Source organism: Streptococcus oralis subsp. tigurinus, from assembly GCF_002093545.1.
GTDB classification, from domain to species: Bacteria; Bacillota; Bacilli; order Lactobacillales; family Streptococcaceae; genus Streptococcus; species Streptococcus oralis_C.
The window spans coordinates 24,457-44,036 of record NZ_LNVF01000010.1 but is presented as its reverse complement, the minus strand read 5'-3'; the positions used below and the strand labels follow the sequence as shown (position 1 = coordinate 44,036).

Annotated in this window: 21 protein-coding genes; 17 read left to right on the top strand and 4 right to left on the bottom strand. The window is 43.0% G+C overall.

Annotated elements, in window-relative coordinates; translation table 11 throughout:
- Window positions 1-26: 26 nt before the first annotated feature.
- The 6 genes from ATE34_RS09355 (at window position 27) to ATE34_RS09330 (ending at window position 5,783) form a co-directional block, all read left to right on the top strand.
- Window positions 27-734 carry a CPBP family intramembrane glutamic endopeptidase gene (locus tag ATE34_RS09355; protein ID WP_084911843.1) on the top strand — a complete coding sequence of 236 codons (708 nt, stop codon included), beginning with the start codon at window positions 27-29 and terminating at the stop codon, window positions 732-734.
- Between the two features lie 75 nt (window positions 735-809).
- Complete coding sequence (gene folP / locus ATE34_RS09350; protein WP_180382697.1) at window positions 810-1,784, top strand: dihydropteroate synthase; 975 nt, start codon at window positions 810-812, stop codon at window positions 1,782-1,784.
- A gap of 1 nt (window position 1,785) precedes the next feature.
- The gene (locus tag ATE34_RS09345; RefSeq protein WP_084911839.1) at window positions 1,786-3,108 is read left to right on the top strand and encodes a bifunctional folylpolyglutamate synthase/dihydrofolate synthase; all 1,323 of its coding nucleotides are present in this window, start codon (window positions 1,786-1,788) and stop codon (window positions 3,106-3,108) included.
- A complete protein-coding gene (folE, locus tag ATE34_RS09340; protein WP_000380916.1) occupies window positions 3,089-3,643 on the top strand; it encodes a GTP cyclohydrolase I FolE in 555 nt (184 codons plus the stop codon). Before ATE34_RS09345 ends, folE begins: the two co-directional genes overlap by 20 nt.
- A 42-nt stretch (window positions 3,644-3,685) precedes the next feature.
- Window positions 3,686-4,507 carry a 2-amino-4-hydroxy-6-hydroxymethyldihydropteridine diphosphokinase gene (gene folK / locus ATE34_RS09335; protein ID WP_084911837.1) on the top strand — a complete coding sequence of 274 codons (822 nt, stop codon included), beginning with the start codon at window positions 3,686-3,688 and terminating at the stop codon, window positions 4,505-4,507.
- On the top strand, window positions 4,500-5,783 hold the full coding sequence (locus ATE34_RS09330; protein ID WP_084911835.1) for a hypothetical protein: 1,284 nt from the start codon (window positions 4,500-4,502) through the stop codon (window positions 5,781-5,783). The genes folK and ATE34_RS09330 overlap by 8 nt, the downstream gene beginning before the upstream one ends.
- A gap of 50 nt (window positions 5,784-5,833) precedes the next feature.
- Here the strand turns inward: ATE34_RS09330 and ATE34_RS09325 are convergent, their stop codons facing one another.
- The gene (locus tag ATE34_RS09325) at window positions 5,834-6,151 is read right to left on the bottom strand and encodes a DUF960 domain-containing protein (protein ID WP_084911833.1); all 318 of its coding nucleotides are present in this window, start codon (window positions 6,149-6,151) and stop codon (window positions 5,834-5,836) included.
- A gap of 203 nt (window positions 6,152-6,354) precedes the next feature.
- Between ATE34_RS09325 and ccpA the strand changes: the two genes are divergently transcribed.
- Window positions 6,355-7,365: a catabolite control protein A gene (ccpA, locus tag ATE34_RS09320; protein WP_001090635.1), complete on the top strand. Its 1,011-nt coding sequence runs from the start codon at window positions 6,355-6,357 to the stop codon at window positions 7,363-7,365.
- Between the two features lie 53 nt (window positions 7,366-7,418).
- On the opposite strand, the gene ATE34_RS09315 is transcribed toward ccpA, so the two are convergent.
- Entirely contained in the window at window positions 7,419-8,381 is a 963-nt protein-coding gene (locus tag ATE34_RS09315) for an asparaginase (RefSeq protein ID WP_084911831.1), read from the bottom strand.
- Window positions 8,382-8,446: 65 nt separating this feature from the next.
- Here ATE34_RS09315 and ATE34_RS09310 point away from each other — a divergent pair, with 65 nt between their 5' ends.
- Complete coding sequence (locus ATE34_RS09310; RefSeq protein ID WP_084911829.1) at window positions 8,447-9,841, top strand: Cof-type HAD-IIB family hydrolase; 1,395 nt, start codon at window positions 8,447-8,449, stop codon at window positions 9,839-9,841.
- A 33-nt stretch (window positions 9,842-9,874) separates the two neighbouring features.
- Here ATE34_RS09310 and ATE34_RS09305 read toward each other — a convergent pair whose 3' ends face one another.
- Window positions 9,875-10,327, bottom strand: coding sequence for a universal stress protein (locus ATE34_RS09305; RefSeq protein ID WP_061598772.1), 453 nt, complete (start codon window positions 10,325-10,327; stop codon window positions 9,875-9,877).
- A 246-nt stretch (window positions 10,328-10,573) separates the two neighbouring features.
- Between ATE34_RS09305 and ATE34_RS09300 the strand changes: the two genes are divergently transcribed.
- Entirely contained in the window at window positions 10,574-11,788 is a 1,215-nt protein-coding gene (locus ATE34_RS09300; protein ID WP_000657745.1) for a pyridoxal phosphate-dependent aminotransferase, read from the top strand.
- 144 nt (window positions 11,789-11,932) lie between these two features.
- Window positions 11,933-12,067 carry a 50S ribosomal protein L34 gene (gene rpmH, locus ATE34_RS09295; protein ID WP_000831902.1) on the top strand — a complete coding sequence of 45 codons (135 nt, stop codon included), beginning with the start codon at window positions 11,933-11,935 and terminating at the stop codon, window positions 12,065-12,067.
- A 199-nt stretch (window positions 12,068-12,266) separates the two neighbouring features.
- Here the strand turns inward: rpmH and ATE34_RS09290 are convergent, their stop codons facing one another.
- Complete coding sequence (locus ATE34_RS09290) at window positions 12,267-14,111, bottom strand: APC family permease (RefSeq protein ID WP_061598771.1); 1,845 nt, start codon at window positions 14,109-14,111, stop codon at window positions 12,267-12,269.
- Window positions 14,112-14,261: 150 nt separating this feature from the next.
- Between ATE34_RS09290 and ATE34_RS09285 the strand changes: the two genes are divergently transcribed.
- The 7 genes from ATE34_RS09285 to ATE34_RS09255 all read left to right on the top strand — a co-directional run bounded on the left by ATE34_RS09285 (window position 14,262) and on the right by ATE34_RS09255 (window position 19,579).
- Window positions 14,262-15,035, top strand: a complete 774-nt coding sequence (locus ATE34_RS09285; RefSeq protein ID WP_084911868.1) for a TatD family hydrolase — start codon at window positions 14,262-14,264, stop codon at window positions 15,033-15,035.
- On the top strand, window positions 15,035-15,598 hold the full coding sequence (rnmV, locus tag ATE34_RS09280) for a ribonuclease M5 (RefSeq protein WP_000660016.1): 564 nt from the start codon (window positions 15,035-15,037) through the stop codon (window positions 15,596-15,598). Before ATE34_RS09285 ends, rnmV begins: the two co-directional genes overlap by 1 nt.
- A 203-nt stretch (window positions 15,599-15,801) precedes the next feature.
- A complete protein-coding gene (locus ATE34_RS09275) occupies window positions 15,802-16,515 on the top strand; it encodes a hypothetical protein (RefSeq protein ID WP_061598768.1) in 714 nt (237 codons plus the stop codon).
- A 19-nt stretch (window positions 16,516-16,534) separates the two neighbouring features.
- Window positions 16,535-17,407, top strand: a complete 873-nt coding sequence (gene rsmA, locus ATE34_RS09270; protein WP_061598766.1) for a 16S rRNA (adenine(1518)-N(6)/adenine(1519)-N(6))-dimethyltransferase RsmA — start codon at window positions 16,535-16,537, stop codon at window positions 17,405-17,407.
- 1 nt (window position 17,408) lies between these two features.
- Window positions 17,409-18,287, top strand: coding sequence for a ribosome small subunit-dependent GTPase A (gene rsgA / locus ATE34_RS09265; protein ID WP_084911866.1), 879 nt, complete (start codon window positions 17,409-17,411; stop codon window positions 18,285-18,287).
- Window positions 18,288-18,297: 10 nt separating this feature from the next.
- Complete coding sequence (rpe, locus tag ATE34_RS09260; protein ID WP_061598764.1) at window positions 18,298-18,954, top strand: ribulose-phosphate 3-epimerase; 657 nt, start codon at window positions 18,298-18,300, stop codon at window positions 18,952-18,954.
- Window positions 18,917-19,579 (top strand): thiamine diphosphokinase, encoded by a 663-nt coding sequence (locus tag ATE34_RS09255; RefSeq protein ID WP_061598762.1) that lies wholly within the window; start codon window positions 18,917-18,919, stop codon window positions 19,577-19,579. The genes rpe and ATE34_RS09255 overlap by 38 nt, the downstream gene beginning before the upstream one ends.
- Window position 19,580 lies beyond the last annotated feature (1 nt).

Below are 19,580 nucleotides of genomic sequence, written 5' to 3'. Positions count from 1 at the left end.
CCCTTCTTACTATAAGGAGGTATATCATGAAAGAAAAGACGATCTGGCGAGAGGTTTGGGACAGAGGGAAGTGGATCCTCATCCTTTTAGCAGCTTTTGTCCTATCACAATTTCCCATAGGACTTGCTTTGTTTTTAGCAGACAAACAGTTTCCGATTTTACAGTCAGGGCTCTTAGTAGGTTCCCTATCCATAGTCGTTTTGATTGTATTCATTATTGGTGCACGAAAAACACAGCTGGCTACTTTTAATCTATCCTTTTTTAAGGCAAAAGACTTGGCTCGCTTGGTGTTGAGTTATCTGGTGATTCTTGCGACAAATCTCTTGGGTTCACTCCTGCTTCGACTAACAAATGAGGTGACAACCAATAACCAATCAATACTGAATGGTATAGTTCAGAATAGCTCCTTGATTTCAACTTTCTTCCTGCTAGTCTTGATTGCACCGATTTGTGAAGAAATTTTGTGTCGTGGAATTATTCCAAAAAAGATCTTCCGTGGAAAAGAAAAACTTGGTTTTGTTGTTGGTGCAATCGTCTTTGCCTTGCTCCATACGCCAACCAATCTACCTTCTGTGATTATTTATGGAGGAATGTCAACGGTTTTGACTTGGACAGCCTATAAGACTGAGCGTTTGGAGATGTCCATTTTGCTTCATATGATTCTCAATGGTATTGCATTTTGTTTGTTGGCCTTATTGGTATTGATTAGCAGAAATCTAGGCCTATCATTCTAAGCCATTGACCTACTTGGAAAAGATGAATACTAGCGTGTCCATCTTTTTCTTTTTATGGTAAAATAGAGAGATAATATGGTAAAGAACCTTAAGGAAGTGACCGTTATGTCCAATAAAGTCAACCACGTAAAAACAGCCATTTGCGGCATTATCAATGTAACCCCAGATTCTTTTTCAGATGGTGGTCAATTTTTTGCTGTTGACCAGGCGCTCCAGCAAGCTCGTAAATTGATAGCTGAAGGAGCGAGCATGCTAGATATCGGTGGGGAATCGACTCGCCCGGGTAGTACCTATGTTGAGATAGAAGAGGAAATCCAGCGTGTTGTTCCAGTTATCAAAGCTATTCGCAAGGAAAGTGATGTCCTCATTTCCGTCGATACATGGAAAAGTCGGGTGGCAGAGGCTGCTTTGGCTGCTGGCGCCAATCTGGTCAATGATATCACTGGTCTCATGGGAGATGGGAAAATGGCGGATGTGGTTGCTAAGGCTGGAGCGAAAGTGGTTATCATGTTTAATCCAGTCATGGCTCGACCTCAGCATCCTAGCTCGCTCATCTTTCCTCATTTTGGTTTTGGACAAGCTTTTACAGAGGAAGAGTTAGCTGACTTTGAAAAAATACCAATCGAAGACTTGATGGAGGCTTTCTTTGAACGAGCTCTAGAGAGAGCGGAGGAAGCTGGGATTGCACAAGAAAATATTCTGCTGGATCCAGGAATTGGCTTTGGTCTGACCAAGAAAGAAAATCTACTCCTTCTACGTGATTTGGACAAGTTACACCAGCAAGGCTATCCAATCTTTCTTGGAGTTTCGCGCAAGCGGTTTGTCGTCAATATCCTGGAAGAAAATGGTTTTGAAGTCAATCCTGAGACAGAACTTGGTTTCCGCAATCGGGACACGGCCTCTGCTCATGTAACCAGTATCGCTGCTAGACAGGGTGTGGAAGTGGTGCGCGTGCATGACGTAGCCAGTCACAAGATGGCGGTTGAAATTGCCTCCGCTATTCGTTTGGCAGATGATGCAGAAAATCTAGATTTAAAACAATATAAGTAAGATGAACGAAATTCAAAACAATCAGTGGATTGCCCACTATCGGACGGACCAACCACATTTTGGTTTGGAGCGAATGGTAGAACTCCTAGCTTTACGTGGCAATCCCCATCTCAAACTCAAGGTTATCCATATCGGCGGAACAAATGGTAAAGGTTCGACCATTGCTTTTTTGAAAAAGATGCTGGAAGGGCTAAGCCTGAGAGTTGGGGTGTTCAGCTCGCCCTATCTCATTCATTATACGGATCAGATTAGCATTAATGGGGAATCCATTCCCGAGGCTAGGCTAGAAAACCTCATGGCAGACTATCAGTCTTTGCTTGAGGGGGAATCTGCTGACAATTTGCAGGGAACAACCGAGTTTGAGATTATCACAGCTCTAGCTTATGATTACTTTGCCTCAGAACAAGTAGATGTGGCTATCATGGAAGTCGGCATGGGTGGTCTTTTAGATAGTACTAATGTCTGTCAGCCAATTTTGACAGGGATTACGACCATTGGACTGGACCATGTAGCCCTACTTGGGGATACCTTGGGGGCCATAGCAGAGCAGAAGGCTGGTATTGTCAAACAAGGTATTCCCTTGGTGACAGGTCATATTGTTCCTGAAGCCTTGACTGTGATAGACCCTATTGCAGAAGCTAAAAATGCGCCTAGACTTGCCTATGGGAAAGATTACCAGGTCAGTCACCAAAAGAGTGTGGTGACAGGCGAAATCTTTGATTATACCAGTTCTGTCAGACAAGGTCGCTTTCAAACAGGTCTGCTTGGTTTGCACCAGATAGAAAATGCGGGGATGGCGCTTGCTCTCTTAGACACTTATTGTCAGGAGACTGGGCGAGAATTAGCAAGTAATGACTTGGTTGCTCAAGCTTTGAAAGAAACCAGATGGCCAGGGCGTTTGGAGGTCGTGTCTAGCGACCCCTTGATGATTTTGGATGGGGCCCACAATCCCCATGCTATCAAGGCTTTACTAGCAACCTTGCAAGAACGCTTTGCGGATTATCATAAGGAAATCCTCTTTACCTGCATCAAAACCAAGGCCTTGGATGATATGCTGGACTTGCTAGGGGAAATGCCAGATACCGAGCTTACCCTGACACATTTTGACGATAGTCGAGCGACGGATGAAAGCGTGCTGAAAGAGACAGTCAAGTCTAGAAATCTCAATTACCAAGGTTGGCAGGATTTTCTAGAGCAGAAATTGACAGATAAAAATGAAGAGAAACAAACAGTTAGGATTATCACAGGTTCCTTGTATTTCTTGAGCCAAGTGAGAGCCTATCTGATGGAGAGGAAGAACGAGAATGGATACACAAAAGATTGAAGCAGCTGTAAAAATGATTATTGAGGCTGTTGGTGAGGACGCTAACCGCGAGGGCTTGCAGGAAACACCTGCTCGTGTAGCCCGTATGTACCAAGAGATTTTTTCAGGTCTTGGCCAAACTGCTGAGGAACACCTGTCAAAATCCTTTGAGATTATTGATGACAATATGGTAGTGGAAAAGGATATTTTTTTCCATACTATGTGTGAGCACCACTTCTTGCCATTTTATGGGAGAGCGCACATTGCCTACATTCCAGATGGACGTGTAGCAGGCTTGTCCAAGCTAGCTCGTACGGTTGAAGTTTATTCTAAAAAACCACAGATTCAAGAACGGCTGAATATCGAAGTGGCCGATGCCTTGATGGACTATCTGGGGGCTAAGGGAGCCTTTGTTGTCATTGAGGCTGAGCATATGTGTATGAGCATGCGTGGTGTCAGAAAACCAGGTACTGCGACTTTGACAACAGTAGCTCGTGGTCTATTTGAAACAGATAAGGACCTCCGAGATCAGGCTTATCGTTTAATGGGACTATAAAAAGAATCCGCTTTAAGCGGATTTTTCTAGAAAGGACTAGTTATGGATCAACTGCAGATTAAAGATTTGGAAATTTTTGCCTATCATGGTCTTTTCCCTAGTGAGAAAGAATTGGGGCAGAAGTTTGTTATTTCCGCAAGATTATCCTATGATATGACCAGGGCGGCTACAGAATTGGATTTAACAGCCTCTGTCCATTACGGAGAACTGTGTCAGCAGTGGACGACTTGGTTTCAGGAAAGCACTGAGGACTTGATTGAAACGGTAGCCTACAAACTAGTTGAACGTACCTTTGAGACCTATCCTCTTGTCCAAGAGATTGAGTTGGAACTAAAAAAACCTTGGGCGCCAGTGCATTTACCGCTAGATACCTGCTCGGTGACCATTCACCGTCGTAAGCAACGGGCCTTTATCGCTCTAGGAAGCAATATGGGAGACAAGCAAGCAAACTTGGAACAAGCCATTGACAAACTTCGAGCTCGAGGTATCCATATTCTCAAAGAGTCCAGTGTCTTGATGACGGATCCTTGGGGTGGCGTGGAGCAGGATAGTTTTGCCAATCAGGTGATTGAAGTGGAAACCTGGCTACCAGTACCAGACTTGTTAGAGACCTTGTTAAGTATTGAATCAGAAATGGGACGGGTTCGAGAAGTGCATTGGGGGCCTCGTTTGATTGATTTGGACTTGCTCTTTGTGGAGGACCAGATCATTTATACAGACGAACTCATCTTGCCTCATCCTTATATAGCAGAACGCCTCTTTGTCCTTGAACCGTTAGTGGAAATAGCTCCCCATTTTATCCATCCAATCTTAAAGCAACCAATTCGATACTTGGTTGACCAGTTGGAGCAAGGAAATGCCTAAGCTTTCTGAGACCTATAGCAAGTGGAAGAGCACTGGGGAGGGACTTCTTGCTATTACTTTAGGGCTTCTCCTGATTCGCTTTGGACAGGTTATTCCGCGGATGGGGTACCAGTTGCTGATGGGCTACTTTTCCTTGTCAGCAGTTTGGCACTTGTTGACTCGCTGGTTTCAGGATAAAAATCGTCGGGAAAATATCTTTGTAACCTTGGGCAAGCTGGTGGTTGCGGCTCTGGTGTTTGACTCTATCATCTTGCAAGACCTTGCCCTCTATCTCCTGGTTTTTATCATTGCGAGCTACCAGCTGTTTACGGGCATCATTAGTCTTGTGACCTGGTCTCTCTATCGAAAAAATGCTATTCATCCTCGGTTCCATCATCTCTTCGATGCTGTATGGATGATAGGATTCGGGCTTTATAGCATCTCTCCTTTTCACGATGCAGCGAATTTTGAATTGCTCTTGCTTGGATTTTACTTGCTCATGCTAGGAGCCAGCAGTCTTCGGGACGGTTTCTTTTTTGAGAGGATAGAAAGCAATCCCAAGCTGAAACGGCGAATGCGAATGACCTTGCCAATCTTTGTGACGGCTCTGATCCCTATCAGCACCTTGCGTAAACTGAATGAGTGGTTATCAAATCATGAAATCCAAGAAGGGGAAGTTCATTCAGAAAGAAAAAACGACCAGACGGTTGATTTAGAAATTTTTGTCCATACTTCTGAAACCTCTTTTTTCCTCGCCATGGGGCATGTGGATATTTGTTATCAGGGGAGGGTTATTTCCTATGGTTCGTATGATCCCCAATCGGAGCGTTTATTCGGTATGGTTGGAGACGGTGTTTTATTTAAAGCCAATCGGGAAAAATACATCGAACTTTGTAAGAGGGAGAGTCAGAAGACCTTGTTTGCTTATGGTCTGAGTTTGACAGAACAACAGAAAGCTGCTATCCAAGCTCGTTTGGCAGAGATAGAAGACCTGTTAATTCCTTGGGAGCCAAGCTCGCAGTTGATGAAAAGAAGAGAGGGCGAGGTCAAGCATACCTACTCCTACCAACTGAAACAGGAAGCAGATGCGACCCTCTATAAATTTAGCTCATCTGAGTTTAAGACCTACTTTGTTCTCAGTACCAATTGTGTTTTGCTGGCAGACTCTATCGTAGGAAAAGCTGGGACTGATATATTGAGTCCCCAAGGTTTCATTGTGCCAGGGACCTATCAGGATTATCTTGACTTAGAATATACAAAACCAAACGGTCTAGTTGTCAGTCGCTCCATTTATTAGAAAAAGAAAGCTCTAGTTCCTCAGCAGTTTGCGCCGAGAAGCTAGAGCTTTTAAAATAGGTCATTTTCTTCTGGAAGGAGGATGGTTTCCCTGCCGTCAATGTCTAAAACAAGTACCCTAGGAGGGTAAAGCGGATCGAAAGGATGATTGAAATCAAAATCGATCCTAGTCGGAAGGTGCTGGCTAGAAAAATGGAAGGTGATGGCCCCCTTATTGTTGAGCAGTTGAAACTCAAGCTCTTCTTCTAATTCAAAGACATTTTTCAGGAAATGATCAATAATATACCATAAAGAGTCAATGACATCGTCAGGCAGGCTGGTAACGACACCAAAACTAGCGGAACGTCTCTGTGTATTTGTAAAAGCCATGTTTTCATCCCCCTTTTTTTTCCTTATCATACAGCAAAATGTCTTAAAAATCAAGAAATCGTAATTGCTTTTTCAAAATGGGAATAAACTGTGAAATTTTTTCAAAGTTTCTCCTAAAAATACTTGAAAGTGTTTACAATAAGTGATAAAATGAAGTAAGTAGATGCGTGAAAGCGAAATTTTCAATATAGAAAGGAAACGGAATGAACACAGATGATACAGTAACGATTTATGACGTTGCCCGTGAAGCAGGAGTTTCGATGGCAACAGTTAGCCGTGTCGTTAATGGCAACAAGAATGTTAAAGAGAACACTCGAAAAAAAGTCCTCGAAGTGATTGATCGCTTGGATTATCGTCCAAATGCGGTCGCTCGTGGTTTGGCTAGCAAGAAGACAACGACAGTCGGAGTTGTGATTCCTAACATTACCAATGGTTATTTCTCAACACTTGCTAAGGGGATTGACGACATTGCTGAAATGTACAAGTATAACATTGTCCTAGCAAATAGTGATGAGGATGATGAAAAGGAAGTTTCAGTGGTTAACACGCTCTTTTCAAAACAAGTCGATGGGATTATCTTTATGGGCTATCACCTGACTGAAAAGATTCGTTCAGAGTTTTCTCGCTCACGGACACCGGTTGTTCTTGCTGGTACTGTGGATGTAGAACACCAACTTCCAAGTGTGAATATCGACTACAAACAAGCAACGATTGATGCTGTGAGCTACCTTCTCAAAGAAAATGAGAAAATTGCTTTTGTGAGCGGACCACTCGTCGATGATATCAATGGCAAGGTTCGTTTGATTGGTTATAAGGAAGCCTTGAAAAAAGCTGGACATTCTTATAGCGAGGGCTTGGTCTTCGAATCAAAATATAGCTATGACGATGGCTATGCCTTGGCAGAACGCTTGATTTCATCACAAGCTACAGCCGCAGTTGTAACAGGTGATGAATTGGCAGCAGGTGTCCTAAATGGTTTGGCTGACCACGGTGTGTCTGTACCAGAAGAGTTTGAAATCATTACGACAGATGACTCTCAGATTGCACGATTCACTCGTCCAAACTTGACGACTATTGCCCAACCTCTTTATGACTTAGGTGCTATCAGCATGCGTATGTTGACTAAGATTATGCATAAGGAAGAGTTGGAAGAACGTGAAGTTCTCTTGCCTCACGGTTTGACAGAACGTCGCTCTACACGAAAACGTAAATAGAAAAAATCAGGAAATCTTCACGATTTCCTGATTTTGTGTTCTAGAGAAGAGGATTAGCCTTCCATATAGTCTTTTAAGGCTTGTCCTTTTAGTCCAGCATTAAGGGCAATTAATAATTTGAGGCGAGCTTTTTGAGCGTTGAGTTCTTTGACAAAGAGAACACCAGACTCTTGCAACTGAACCCCCCCACCTTGGTAGGCGTAAACAGGTTCAGCAATGCCATTAAAACAACGTGAGACCAAGGCAACTGGGATTCCTTTTTGGAGGAGATTTTCCAACTTTTGAGCTGTTTCTTTGGGGATATTACCTGCTCCGAAGGCCTGAATGACTAAACCATCCAGCTGTTTCAAGTCTAACATATCGATCAGCTCGTCTGTCATACCGGCATAGGCTGAGATGATGGGAACCAGACCCTGAATATGTTCGAGATCAAAACGGACACGAGGCTCAGCTGTTTTGAAGTAGAGGATTTCTTGCTTCATGATGAGGCCAAGTGGTCCATGTGTTGGGGTTTGAAAGGTGCTGACGTTGGTTGTATGAGTTTTGGTAACATACTTGGCTGCATGAATTTCATCGTTCATGACGACCAAAACGCCCTTGTCGGCTGCTTTATCATCGCTGGCAACTCGTAAAGCGCTCAGATAGTTGTATACACCGTCACTACCAAGTTCGTTGGAACTACGCATAGCTCCTGTTAGAACGATGGGCTTGTGTGGGATTTTCATGGTATCAAGGAAGTAAGCTGTTTCTTCTAAGGTATCTGTACCATGTGTGATGACAACTCCATCGTAGTTATTAGCTTCCTCTTTGATTTTATGATAGAGTGCAAGCATATGCTTGGGTTTGATATGGGGACTTGGCAGATTAAAAAAGTCTAGGGCATGAACCTCAATCCCTTCAAGCGGATTGGGAACATGGTTCATGGGATTGTCCTGACTAGTTACAACGGCACCAGTGGCGTCTGCTTGCATGGAAATGGTCCCACCTGTATGCAAAACAAGGATTTTCTTAGGCATGATTTAGTCACTCTTTCTGAAATGTGGTATAATCATTGTAACACAAAAGGGGAGAATGGGATAGGATGGAAGTCAAGGCTGTTTTTTTTGATATCGATGGAACGCTAGTCAACGATCGCAAGAGTGTTTTGAAATCCACTAAGGACGCGATTAAGATTGTTAAAGAGCAAGGGGTACTTGTTGGAGTAGCGACAGGACGAGGGCCGTTTTTTGTCAAGGAATTGATGGAAGACTTGGACCTAGACTTTGCAGTGACCTACAATGGCCAATACATTTTTAATAAAGAAAAGGTACTCTTTGCAAGTCCGATTGCTAAATCAAGCCTGCGTCAACTGATTGCTTATGCTAAAAAGGAGCGTAAAGAAATCGCTCTTGGAACCGAGCATGCCGTTGTTGGTTCGAAAATTATGTCATTTGGTCTCGGATCCTTTTCCCAACTGGTTAGTCGTTTTATCCCGACAGTGCTGACAAGAACCGTTAGCCGCTCTTTTAATCGGATGGTCAGCAAGGCAGTTCCTCAAAAAGAAGACGACCTACTTAACTTGATTAACCAACCCATTTATCAAGTTTTGATGCTGATGACGCCAGAAGAATCTGAGAAGGCAGCAGCTGATTTTCAAGACTTGAAATTGACTCGAAGCAATCCTTTTGCCGCAGATATCATTAACCAAGGAAATTCCAAACTAGAAGGCATTTGTCGGGTCGGGAAAGAATATGGCTTTGCTCTCAACCAAGTCATGGCCTTTGGTGATTCCGACAACGACCTGGAGATGTTAGCAGGTGTCGGTATGTCAGTCGCTATGGGAAATGGCAGTAGCAGTGCCAAAGAGGTTGCTAAACATATTACGGCAAGTAATCAACAAGATGGCATCCACAAGGCGCTTGAGCACTTTGGTGTTTTGGCTTCAGAAAAAGTGTTTGTCAGTCGGGACTACCACTTTAATAAAGTCAAGACCTTCCACCACATGATGGATGAACGAACTCAAGAAGAACCACAAGCATGGGATGTTGAAGGTGCAACCCACCGCGCAGACTTTAAAATTGAAGAATTAGTAGAGTTTGTTCGCGCGGCAAGTTCTTCGGAGGAAGAATTCCAAGAGTCCCTTGCAAGCATGCATGAAGCACTTGATAAGGCAGCAGAGAAAGTGGCGAAAAAGACACCTGCTAAGCAAAACTTGGTCGGTCAAGTGGATGCTTTGATCGACACACTGTATTTCACATACGGTAGTTTTGTTTTGATGGGAGTAGATCCAGAACGTATTTTTGATATTGTCCATGAAGCGAATATGGGGAAGGTCTTCCCTGATGGAAAAGCTCATTTTGACCCAGTTACACACAAGATTTTAAAACCAGATGACTGGGAAGAAAAATATGCTCCAGAACCTGCCATTAAACAGGAGCTACAACGTCAGCTTAAGGCTTATGAGCGACATAAAGAAAGAAACAGAAATAATAAGTAATAAAAAGGAGCTCTAGGCTCCTTTTCTTACTATTTACAATGTTTTTTCACTTTCTCTCACGACCAGCAAATCGACTTTTGCATGGCGGAGAATATATTCAGATGAAGAACCGACTAAGAGGCGTTCAAAGGCATTGAGACCTGTAGCACCAACTAAAATCAAGTCAACATTTTCTGCGTCCGGAATCGTCCGAGCGAGGAGAGTTTTGGGATTTCCCATTTCGATGACGATGTGGATATCCGTTAAACCAGCATCTTTTGCACGCTTTTCGTACTCTTTCATCATACTTTCAGCATCGGCTTGGAGTTCTTCGTAAACTTCAGCATCAAAGGTAGATACGCTTTGAAGAGCGCGTGTGTCAATAACATGGGCAATGGTGAGCCTGGATTCATTGCGTAGAGCAGTGTAAACACCTTTGACGAAAGCCAAGTCCGCTTCTTTAGAACCATCAATTGCGACCATAACATTTTGGTAACGTTGTGCCATAATGAAACCTCCTGAAATTTTCTTGCTTTTATTGTAACCCTTTTCACTAAAGAAGTAAAGTAAAAATCATATTTTAAACCATATTGTTGGTCATAGACTTAGTGCGTATATAGAAATAAAAGAAAAGAGAATTAGTGAGGATTCTCTTTGTCAATGTTTTTTCTTTTGTTTCCTTGTTTATGGAAGCTTGTCGCAGCGACTTTCTAGTGGTATAATGTTACTATCTCGATGAATTGAGGAAAAAAGATGAAAGAATTTAACAAGTCTAGCAAGCTAGAGCATGTTGCTTATGATATCCGTGGTCCTGTTTTGGAAGAAGCCATGCGTATGCGAGCAAACGGAGAAAAGATTTTGCGCCTGAACACAGGGAATCCAGCCGAATTTGGTTTTACAGCGCCAGATGAGGTCATTCATGACTTGATTATGAATGCGCGTGATAGTGAAGGTTACTCTGATTCTAAAGGGATTTTCTCAGCTCGTAAGGCTATCATGCAGTATTGCCAACTGAAGAAATTTCCAAATGTGGATATTGATGATATTTACCTTGGAAATGGTGTCAGTGAGTTGATTGTCATGTCCATGCAGGGGCTTTTGGACAATGGTGATGAGGTCTTGGTACCGATGCCAGACTATCCTCTCTGGACAGCAGCTGTCAGCCTAGCTGGAGGAAATGCCGTTCACTATATCTGTGATGAAGCTGCAGAATGGTACCCTGATATTGACGATATCAAGTCAAAAATCACTTCAAATACCAAGGCTATTATTCTCATCAATCCAAATAATCCGACAGGAGCTCTTTATCCCAAGGAACTCTTGTTAGAGATTATCGAGATTGCACGTCAAAACGACTTGATCATCTTTGCGGATGAAATTTACGACCGTATGGTCATGGATGGTCATGAGCATGTCTCAGTAGCTAGTCTGGCTCCAGATGTCTTCTGTGTCAGCATGAATGGTCTTTCAAAATCTCACCGTATCGCTGGTTTCCGTATAGGATGGATGGTCTTATCTGGACCTAAGACACATGTCAAGGGCTATATTGAAGGTCTCAATATGCTGTCCAACATGCGCCTTTGCTCTAACGTTTTGGCCCAGCAAGTCGTACAAACCTCGCTAGGTGGGCACCAGTCAGTGGACGAATTGCTCCTTCCTGGTGGACGGATCTACGAGCAAAGAAACTTCATTTACAATGCCATTCAAGATATTCCTGGTTTATCTGCTGTTAAACCCAAAGCCGGACTTTATATTTTCCCTAAAATTGACCGCAATATGTATCGCATCGATGATGATGAACAGTTCGTTCTTGATTTCTTGAAGCAGGAAAAGGTTCTCTTGGTTCATGGTCGCGGTTTTAACTGGCAAGAACCAGACCATTTCCGTATTGTTTACCTCCCTCGTGTAGATGAGTTAGCACAAATCCAAGAAAAGATGACTCGTTTCTTGAAACAGTATCGTAGATAGAGCTTACATGAGAAAAAGCTGGAAACATTTGCCTAGAGCTATTGACAAAAGTATCAGAATCAGATAGAATAGTAAAGTATGTTTAGTAACTGATCACTTTATAGCCGGCTAAACGAATACAAAATCTATGAGGAGGTATTCATCGTGAAACGTACTTATCAACCAAGTAAAATTCGTCGTGCGCGCAAACACGGATTCCGTAACCGTATGTCAACTAAAAACGGTCGTCGCGTATTGGCAGCTCGTCGTCGTAAAGGACGCAAAGTTTTGGCTGCATAATCCAAACAAATTTAGCAAAGAAGCCAGTAGGAACTCGAGTCTACTGGCTTTTGTTTTGCTCAACAAGTATAGATAGTGAAAGATTCATACATTTCCGTATGAGTTTTGTATCATGGAATAAGTCTCTGATCTATGAGAAAATTTGAGAAGTTCAGATAAAAAAGCTCAAAATCAAAAACAAATGATTTTGAGCTTTTGTTTATTCTTTTAAGTGATAAGAGTAGCTAGCGACAACGACGTCTTCATGCCATCTGAGAGCGTATTTTAGTTTGAGGCTCATTTGATTGTGCAGGATATTTTGCCAAGGCTTGTTTGGGATGAACTGTGGTACAAGGACAGTAACGGTATAGTTTTTTTGCTTAGCTTCTTGGGCGATTCGTTTGACATACTTAACGCTAGGGGTGATGATGTCGCGGTAGCTGGTATTGATATTCTTCAGAGTGATATTTGGGAAGTAGTCGGTAAATTCCTGAAGAATTTCTTGGTCTTTCTCTTCCGTTTCTTTAGTAGAAATGTGCATGGCCAACACTTCGTCACCGATACTTTGAGCGTAGTTAATGGCTCCCACGCTTACCCGAGTGACATTTCCTACTAGGACAAGGACAAGGTTGCCGTCATAAGTGCGTTTTTGGATTCCTTCGTAGAGTCGTAGTTGTTTTGCTACTTTTTGATAATGGCTGTGAATGGACAAAAAGAGGAAAGTTAAAACTAGGATAATTGGGAAGAATGGCCAGATATCACCTAGTCTGAAGAGGAGTAAAATGAGGACAATGGCATAACAAATGATGGCCCCAAGGATATTAGCGAAGGCAGATTTTAAGAAGTTTGCTCCTTTTTCCTTTTTCCAATGATGAATCATCCCAGTTTGAGATAGGGCAAAGGGAACGAAGACCCCGATAGTATAAAGGGGAATCAAGCGTTCAGTATTCCCATTAAAAATGAGAAGAAGGATCATAGCCCCAAAAGCCAGAGTTAAGATACCATTGGAGTAGCCAAGACGATCCCCTTTTTCCATAAAGAGATGGGGCATGTACTTGTTTTTTGCCATATTGTAGGCCAGCATAGGGAAGGCTGAAAAGCCAGTATTTGCAGCTACAGCTAGAATCAAGGCTGTCGAGAACTGGAAGAGATAGTAGCTAGCATGACCAAAGAATGAATCACCAAGAATGCCCTTGGCCATTTGCGAGAGGATGGTTTCTCCGTGTTGAGGCGTGATACCCATCCAGTAGTTTAGGAAGGTAATGCCTGCAAAAAGAAATCCTAAAATCAGCGACATGATGGTCAAAGTCTGAGCAGCATTCTTTTCTTTTGGAGTTTTGAAAAATGGGACTGCATTTGAAATAGCCTCAACCCCAGTTAGAGAGGCAGAACCGCTGGTAAAGGCTCTCAATAGGAGAATGATGGAAAGGCTCGGAACAGTTTGTCCAATGGTTGAAGTTGCCTGATAGTTTAGGGAACCTGTAAACAGTTGAAAGACCCCATAAAGCAAGAGAAAGACGGTACTGAAGATAAAGAGGTAGACGGGAATCATCAGAGAGCTGGCAGATTCTTTCAATCCTCTTAAATTCAAGAGCATGAGCAGGCAGACTAGGAAAATAGAGATATGAAGATTGTAGGGATGGAGGGCAGGTATGGCTGCTGTAATAGCATCAGCTCCAGAAGCGACGGATACGGCTACTGTCAGCATATAGTCAACAAGGAGACTGCCTCCTGCAATCAAGCCCAGTTCAGGGGAGAGGTTTTCCCGAGTGACCATATAAGCCCCTCCACCTTGAGGATAGGCATGAATGATCTGACGATAAGAAATGGTCAAACTAGCGAGCAGTAAGAGGACAAAAATACCAATAGGGAGGCTCCACCAAATAGCGAGAGGAGACAGACTGACTAATACGAGAATGACTTGTTCAGGTCCATAGGCGATGGAAGACAGGGCATCACTGGATAACATTGCAAGTGCCTGCATTTTTCCTAATAAGCCCCCTTCGCTGTCTGTGAGAGACTTGAGTGGCCGACCGATAAAGGTATATTTTAATTTTCTAAACATTTTTTTTCCTTTACTAAAAATTTCAATAAGTGTTATTATACTGCTTTGAAAAAAGGCAGTCAAGGGAGAACGATTGATATTAGAATATTTTTACAAGCCGAGGGATGCTATTTTTGGTATAATAGAGGGAAGAAAATGAGGTTAGAAGAGATGATTTTTGATACACACACACATTTGAATGTAGAGGAATTTGCAGGACGTGAGGCAGAAGAAATCTCCTTGGCTGCTGAGATGGGTGTGACACAGATGAATATTGTTGGTTTTGATAAACCGACTATTGAACGTGCCCTAGAGTTAGCAGATGAGTATGAGCAACTCTACGCAACTATTGGCTGGCATCCGACTGAAGCAGGTACATATACTGATGAGGTCGAAGCTTACTTGCTTGAAAAGCTCAAACATCCCAAGGTTGTTGCTTTGGGCGAGATTGGTCTGGACTACCATTGGATGACAGCACCTAAGGAAGTGCAGGAACAGGTTTTTCGTCGTCAGATTCAGTTATCCAAGGACTTGAATTTACCTTTTGTGGTCCATACCCGTGATGCGCTAGAAGATACTTATGAGATTGTCAAGAGCGAGAGCGTTGGTCCACGAGGTGGGATTATGCATTCATTTTCAGGCTCTTTGGAGTGGGCTGAGAAGTTTGTCGAACTTGGCATGACCATTTCTTTCTCAGGAGTGGTGACCTTTAAAAAAGCGACGGATATTCAAGAGGTTGCTAGGGAACTTCCTTTGGATAAGATTTTGGTAGAAACGGATGCACCTTACCTGGCTCCTGTTCCTAAACGTGGTCGTGAAAACAAAACAGCCTATACTCGCTATGTGGTAGATTTTATCGCGGATTTGCGTGGGATGACGACTGAGGAGTTAGCCGCAGTAACAACTGCAAATGCAGAGCGTATCTTTGGATTGGACAGCAAGTGATGAAAGAAAAAATTTCCCAAGTTATCGTGGTCGAAGGTCGCGATGATACGGTCAATCTCAAACGCTACTTTGATGTAGAGACCTACGAAACAAGAGGTTCCGCAATAAATGACCAAGATATAGAGCGCATTCGTCGTTTGCATGAACTGCATGGAGTCATTGTTTTTACAGATCCAGATTTTAATGGGGAGCGGATTCGGCGCATGATTATGACGGCCATTCCAACTGTGCAGCATGCCTTTCTCAAGCGAGATGAGGCTGTTCCCAAATCCAAGTCCAAGGGACGTTCTCTGGGAATTGAACACGCCAACTATGAAGACCTAAAAACAGCGCTGGCCCAGGTGACAGAGCAATTTGAAAACGAGAACGAGTTTGACATCAGTCGTGGTGACTTGATTCGCCTCGGTTTCTTAGCGGGAGCAGACAGTCGTAGGCGTAGAGAGTATCTAGGCGAACAGCTCCGCCTCGGCTATTCCAACGGCAAGCAACTCCTTAAGCGCTTAGAGTTGTTTGGCATTAGTCTAGCTGAAGTTGAAGATGCTATGACCAGTTATGAGGATTGAGAAACCGTCCCAAAATGTAGGCGGAATGTGTTACAATAGAAGTGAATAGATTGAGATGCTGGCTGTATGGGAACTGGTGTCCTACCTCATAAGATAGAACTTGAAATTTCTGAAGATATGTTGAAAGTCTATATAGATTTATCTACGGAAGAGGGATGAGTAGAATTCCATATCTTACTTTTAAAAAATTGAAAGGAAACAACATGGCCAATAGAAGCCACATTTACTTAAAAAACGGAGATGAAGCCCGTATTCTAACAGAGGGAATTTACATAATACCTTATTTTTGGCAATTGTTTTGGGATGAAGCAGATTTAAAAGCTCCTATTGCTCTCTGGGAAACAGCAGAAAAACTCGAAGAAGATGAAGAGGAAGCAGAAAAGTTTTACCAAGAGCAGAATGTAGATATCTTACTTTCTATTGAAAAATTCCAGCAAAATGCCCTCCAAAATCGGTCTTTTTTAGAAGAAAATGCCCCGCAAGCCTTGCAACTATATGATGCCTTTGTTCGTTATATTCTTGCAAATGTCAAAGACGGTGATGTGCTTGGATTTGATGTTTTGGATGTAGTTTTTATGAATCAAGTGTCTGTAGTTTCTGATAAACTGTTAAAAAATATCCGAGCTATTCAGGAAAATCAACCAGAAGATTTGGATTTTTCTCTAACGGATAAGAATCTAATTGGCCTTGCTATGGGTTTTCCTGATTATTATGCTTCAGAATTATTGCCAGAAGATAATATTCTAGATTCGGTTGCCTATCATGATGAGTTGAAGAAAATGGATCCCCAAGAAAATAAAAAAGCACTTGATATGACTGGAGCTGATTCAAAAGGGAACAAACATCGTGTTCTTTTTGTATTTTGGATTTTGTTGGTACTAGGAATTGTGTGGCTTCTATATATTATTTTTAGCTAATAATTAGAAAAGAGAATAAATGAGAATTGCAGATTATAGCGTGACTAAGGCAGTGCTGGAGCGTCACGGTTTTACCTTTAAAAAGTCCTTTGGGCAAAATTTCCTGACGGATACTAATATCCTTCAAAAAATCGTGGATACGGCTGAAATTGACGACCAGGTCAATGTCATTGAAATTGGACCAGGAATTGGTGCCTTAACGGAGTTCCTAGCGGAGCGTGCAGCAGAAGTCATGGCTTTTGAGATTGATCACCGTTTGGTGCCAATCCTAGCTGATACCTTGCGTGATTTTGATAATGTAACAGTGGTCAACGAGGACATTCTCAAGGTTGATTTGGCGCAACATATCCAGAATTTTAAAAATCCTGATCTGCCAATCAAGGTAGTAGCCAACTTGCCTTATTACATCACGACACCTATTCTCATGCACTTGATTGAAAGTGGCATTCCTTTTAGTGAGTTTGTGGTCATGATGCAAAAAGAAGTGGCAGATCGTATCTCCGCACAGCCAAATACTAAGGCTTACGGTAGTTTGTCGATTGCTGTCCAGTATTACATGACAGCCAAGGTTGCCTTTATCGTGCCTCGTACGGTCTTTGTACCAGCACCAAACGTGGACTCAGCTATCCTGAAAATGGTGCGCCGTCCAGAGCCAGCTGTAGCAGTGAAAGATGAACAGTTCTTCTTTAAGGTTTCTAAGGCTAGTTTCACTCATCGTCGCAAGACCTTGTGGAACAACTTAACAGGCTACTTTGGCAAGACCGAAGAAGTCAAGGATAAGCTGACCAAGGCTTTGGACCAAGCAGGCTTGTCACCAAGTGTGCGTGGGGAATCACTAGGCTTGGAAGAATTTTCTAGCCTTTCAGATGCGCTTAAAGGACAAGGATTCTAAGATGCAGGGACAAATCATTAAAGCCTTGGCAGGATTCTACTATGTGGAGAGTGAGGGTCAGGTCTATCAAACACGCGCGCGTGGGAATTTCCGTAAAAAAGGTCATACACCCTATGTTGGGGATTGGGTAGATTTTTCTGCGGAGGAAAATTCTGAAGGTTATATTCTCAAGATTCACGAACGGAAAAACAGTCTGGTCCGTCCACCTATTGTCAATATTGACCAAGCTGTGGTGATCATGTCCGTCAAGGAACCGGACTTCAACAGCAATTTGCTGGATCGTTTCTTGGTTCTTTTGGAGCACAAGGGTATCCATCCTATCGTCTATATTTCTAAAATGGACTTGCTGGAAGATAGAGGAGAACTGGATTTTTACCAGCAGACTTACGGTGCCATTGGCTATGACTTTGTGACCGGTAAGGAGGAACTCCTGCCTTTGTTGACAGGAAGAGTGACGGTCTTTATGGGGCAGACAGGTGTTGGAAAATCAACCCTTCTCAATAAAATCGCACCGGACCTCAATCTTGAAACAGGAGAAATTTCAGATAGTCTAGGTCGCGGTCGTCATACCACTCGGGCTGTTAGTTTTTACAACCTCAATGGAGGTAAAATCGCAGACACGCCAGGATTTTCATCGCTGGATTATGAAGTGTCAAGTGCTGAAGAGCTGAACCAGGCCTTTCCAGAGATTGCTAGTGTCAGTCGCGACTGTAAATTCCGTACCTGTACCCATACCCATGAGCCGTCCTGTGCCGTCAAGCCAGTTGTAGAAGAGGGCATCATTGCCAGCTTCCGTTTTAACAACTACCTACAATTCCTCAGCGAAATTGAAAATCGCAGAGAAACCTATAAAAAAGTCAGCAAAAAAATTCCAAAATAAGGAGAAACCCATGTCTCAATACAAGATTGCTCCGTCAATTCTGGCAGCAGATTATGCCAACTTTGAACGTGAAATCAAACGCCTAGAAGCAACTGGTGCAGAATATGCCCATATCGATATTATGGATGGTCACTTTGTACCTCAGATCAGCTTTGGTGCAGGTGTAGTCGAAAGTCTTCGACCTCATAGTAAGATGGTCTTTGACTGCCACTTGATGGTAGCAAATCCTGAGCACCATTTAGAAGACTTTGCGCGTGCAGGTGCAGATATTATCAGCATTCATGTCGAAGCAACGCCTCATATCCATGGTGCTCTTCAAAAGATTCGTTCGCTCGGTGTTAAACCTTCGGTGGTTATCAATCCTGGTACGCCGGTTGAAGCTGTCAAACACGTACTTCACCTAGTTGACCAAGTCTTAGTCATGACGGTTAACCCTGGCTTCGGCGGGCAAGCTTTCCTACCTGAAACCATGGATAAGATTCGCGAGTTGGTTGCCCTTCGTCAGGAAAAAGGCTTGAACTTTGAGATCGAAGTCGATGGCGGTATTGATGACCAGACCATTTCTCAGGCTAAAAAAGCTGGAGCGACCGTTTTTGTAGCAGGATCCTATGTCTTTAAGGGAGATGTCAATGAACGAGTGCAAACTCTCAGAAAACAATTGGACTAGGGTTGCCGTTTTTGCAGGCGGAGATCGCGGTCATTATCGGACAAATTTTGATTGCTTTGTCGGTGTGGATCGCGGCTCGCTCTGGGTCTTGGAAGAAGGCCTTCCTCTCAGACTAGCCGTCGGAGATTTTGATTCTGTGACTGTAGAAGAGCGTCAGTTGATTCAAAAACGTGCTCTGCGCTTTGTCCAAGCCCAGCCAGAAAAAGATGATACCGATCTGGAACTAGCTCTCTTAACCATCTTTTCGCAGAATCCCCAAGCTCAGGTCACTATTTTTGGTGCTCTTGGCGGCCGCATTGATCATATGCTGGCTAATGTTTTTCTACCTAGCAATCCTAAGTTGGCACCCTATATGCGCCAGATAGAAATTGAGGACGGGCAAAATTTGATTGCCTATTGTCCAGAAGGGACCGGTCAGCTAGAACCCCGTTCGGACTATGATTATCTAGCCTTTATGCCGGTTCGGGATAGTCAGCTGACCATTCTTGGTGCCAAGTATGAGTTGACAGAGGAGAATTTTTTCTTTAAAAAAGTTTATGCTTCTAACGAATATATAGATAGGGAAGTTTCGGTAACTTGCCCAGATGGCTATGTAGTCGTACTGCATAGCAAGGACAGGAGATAGG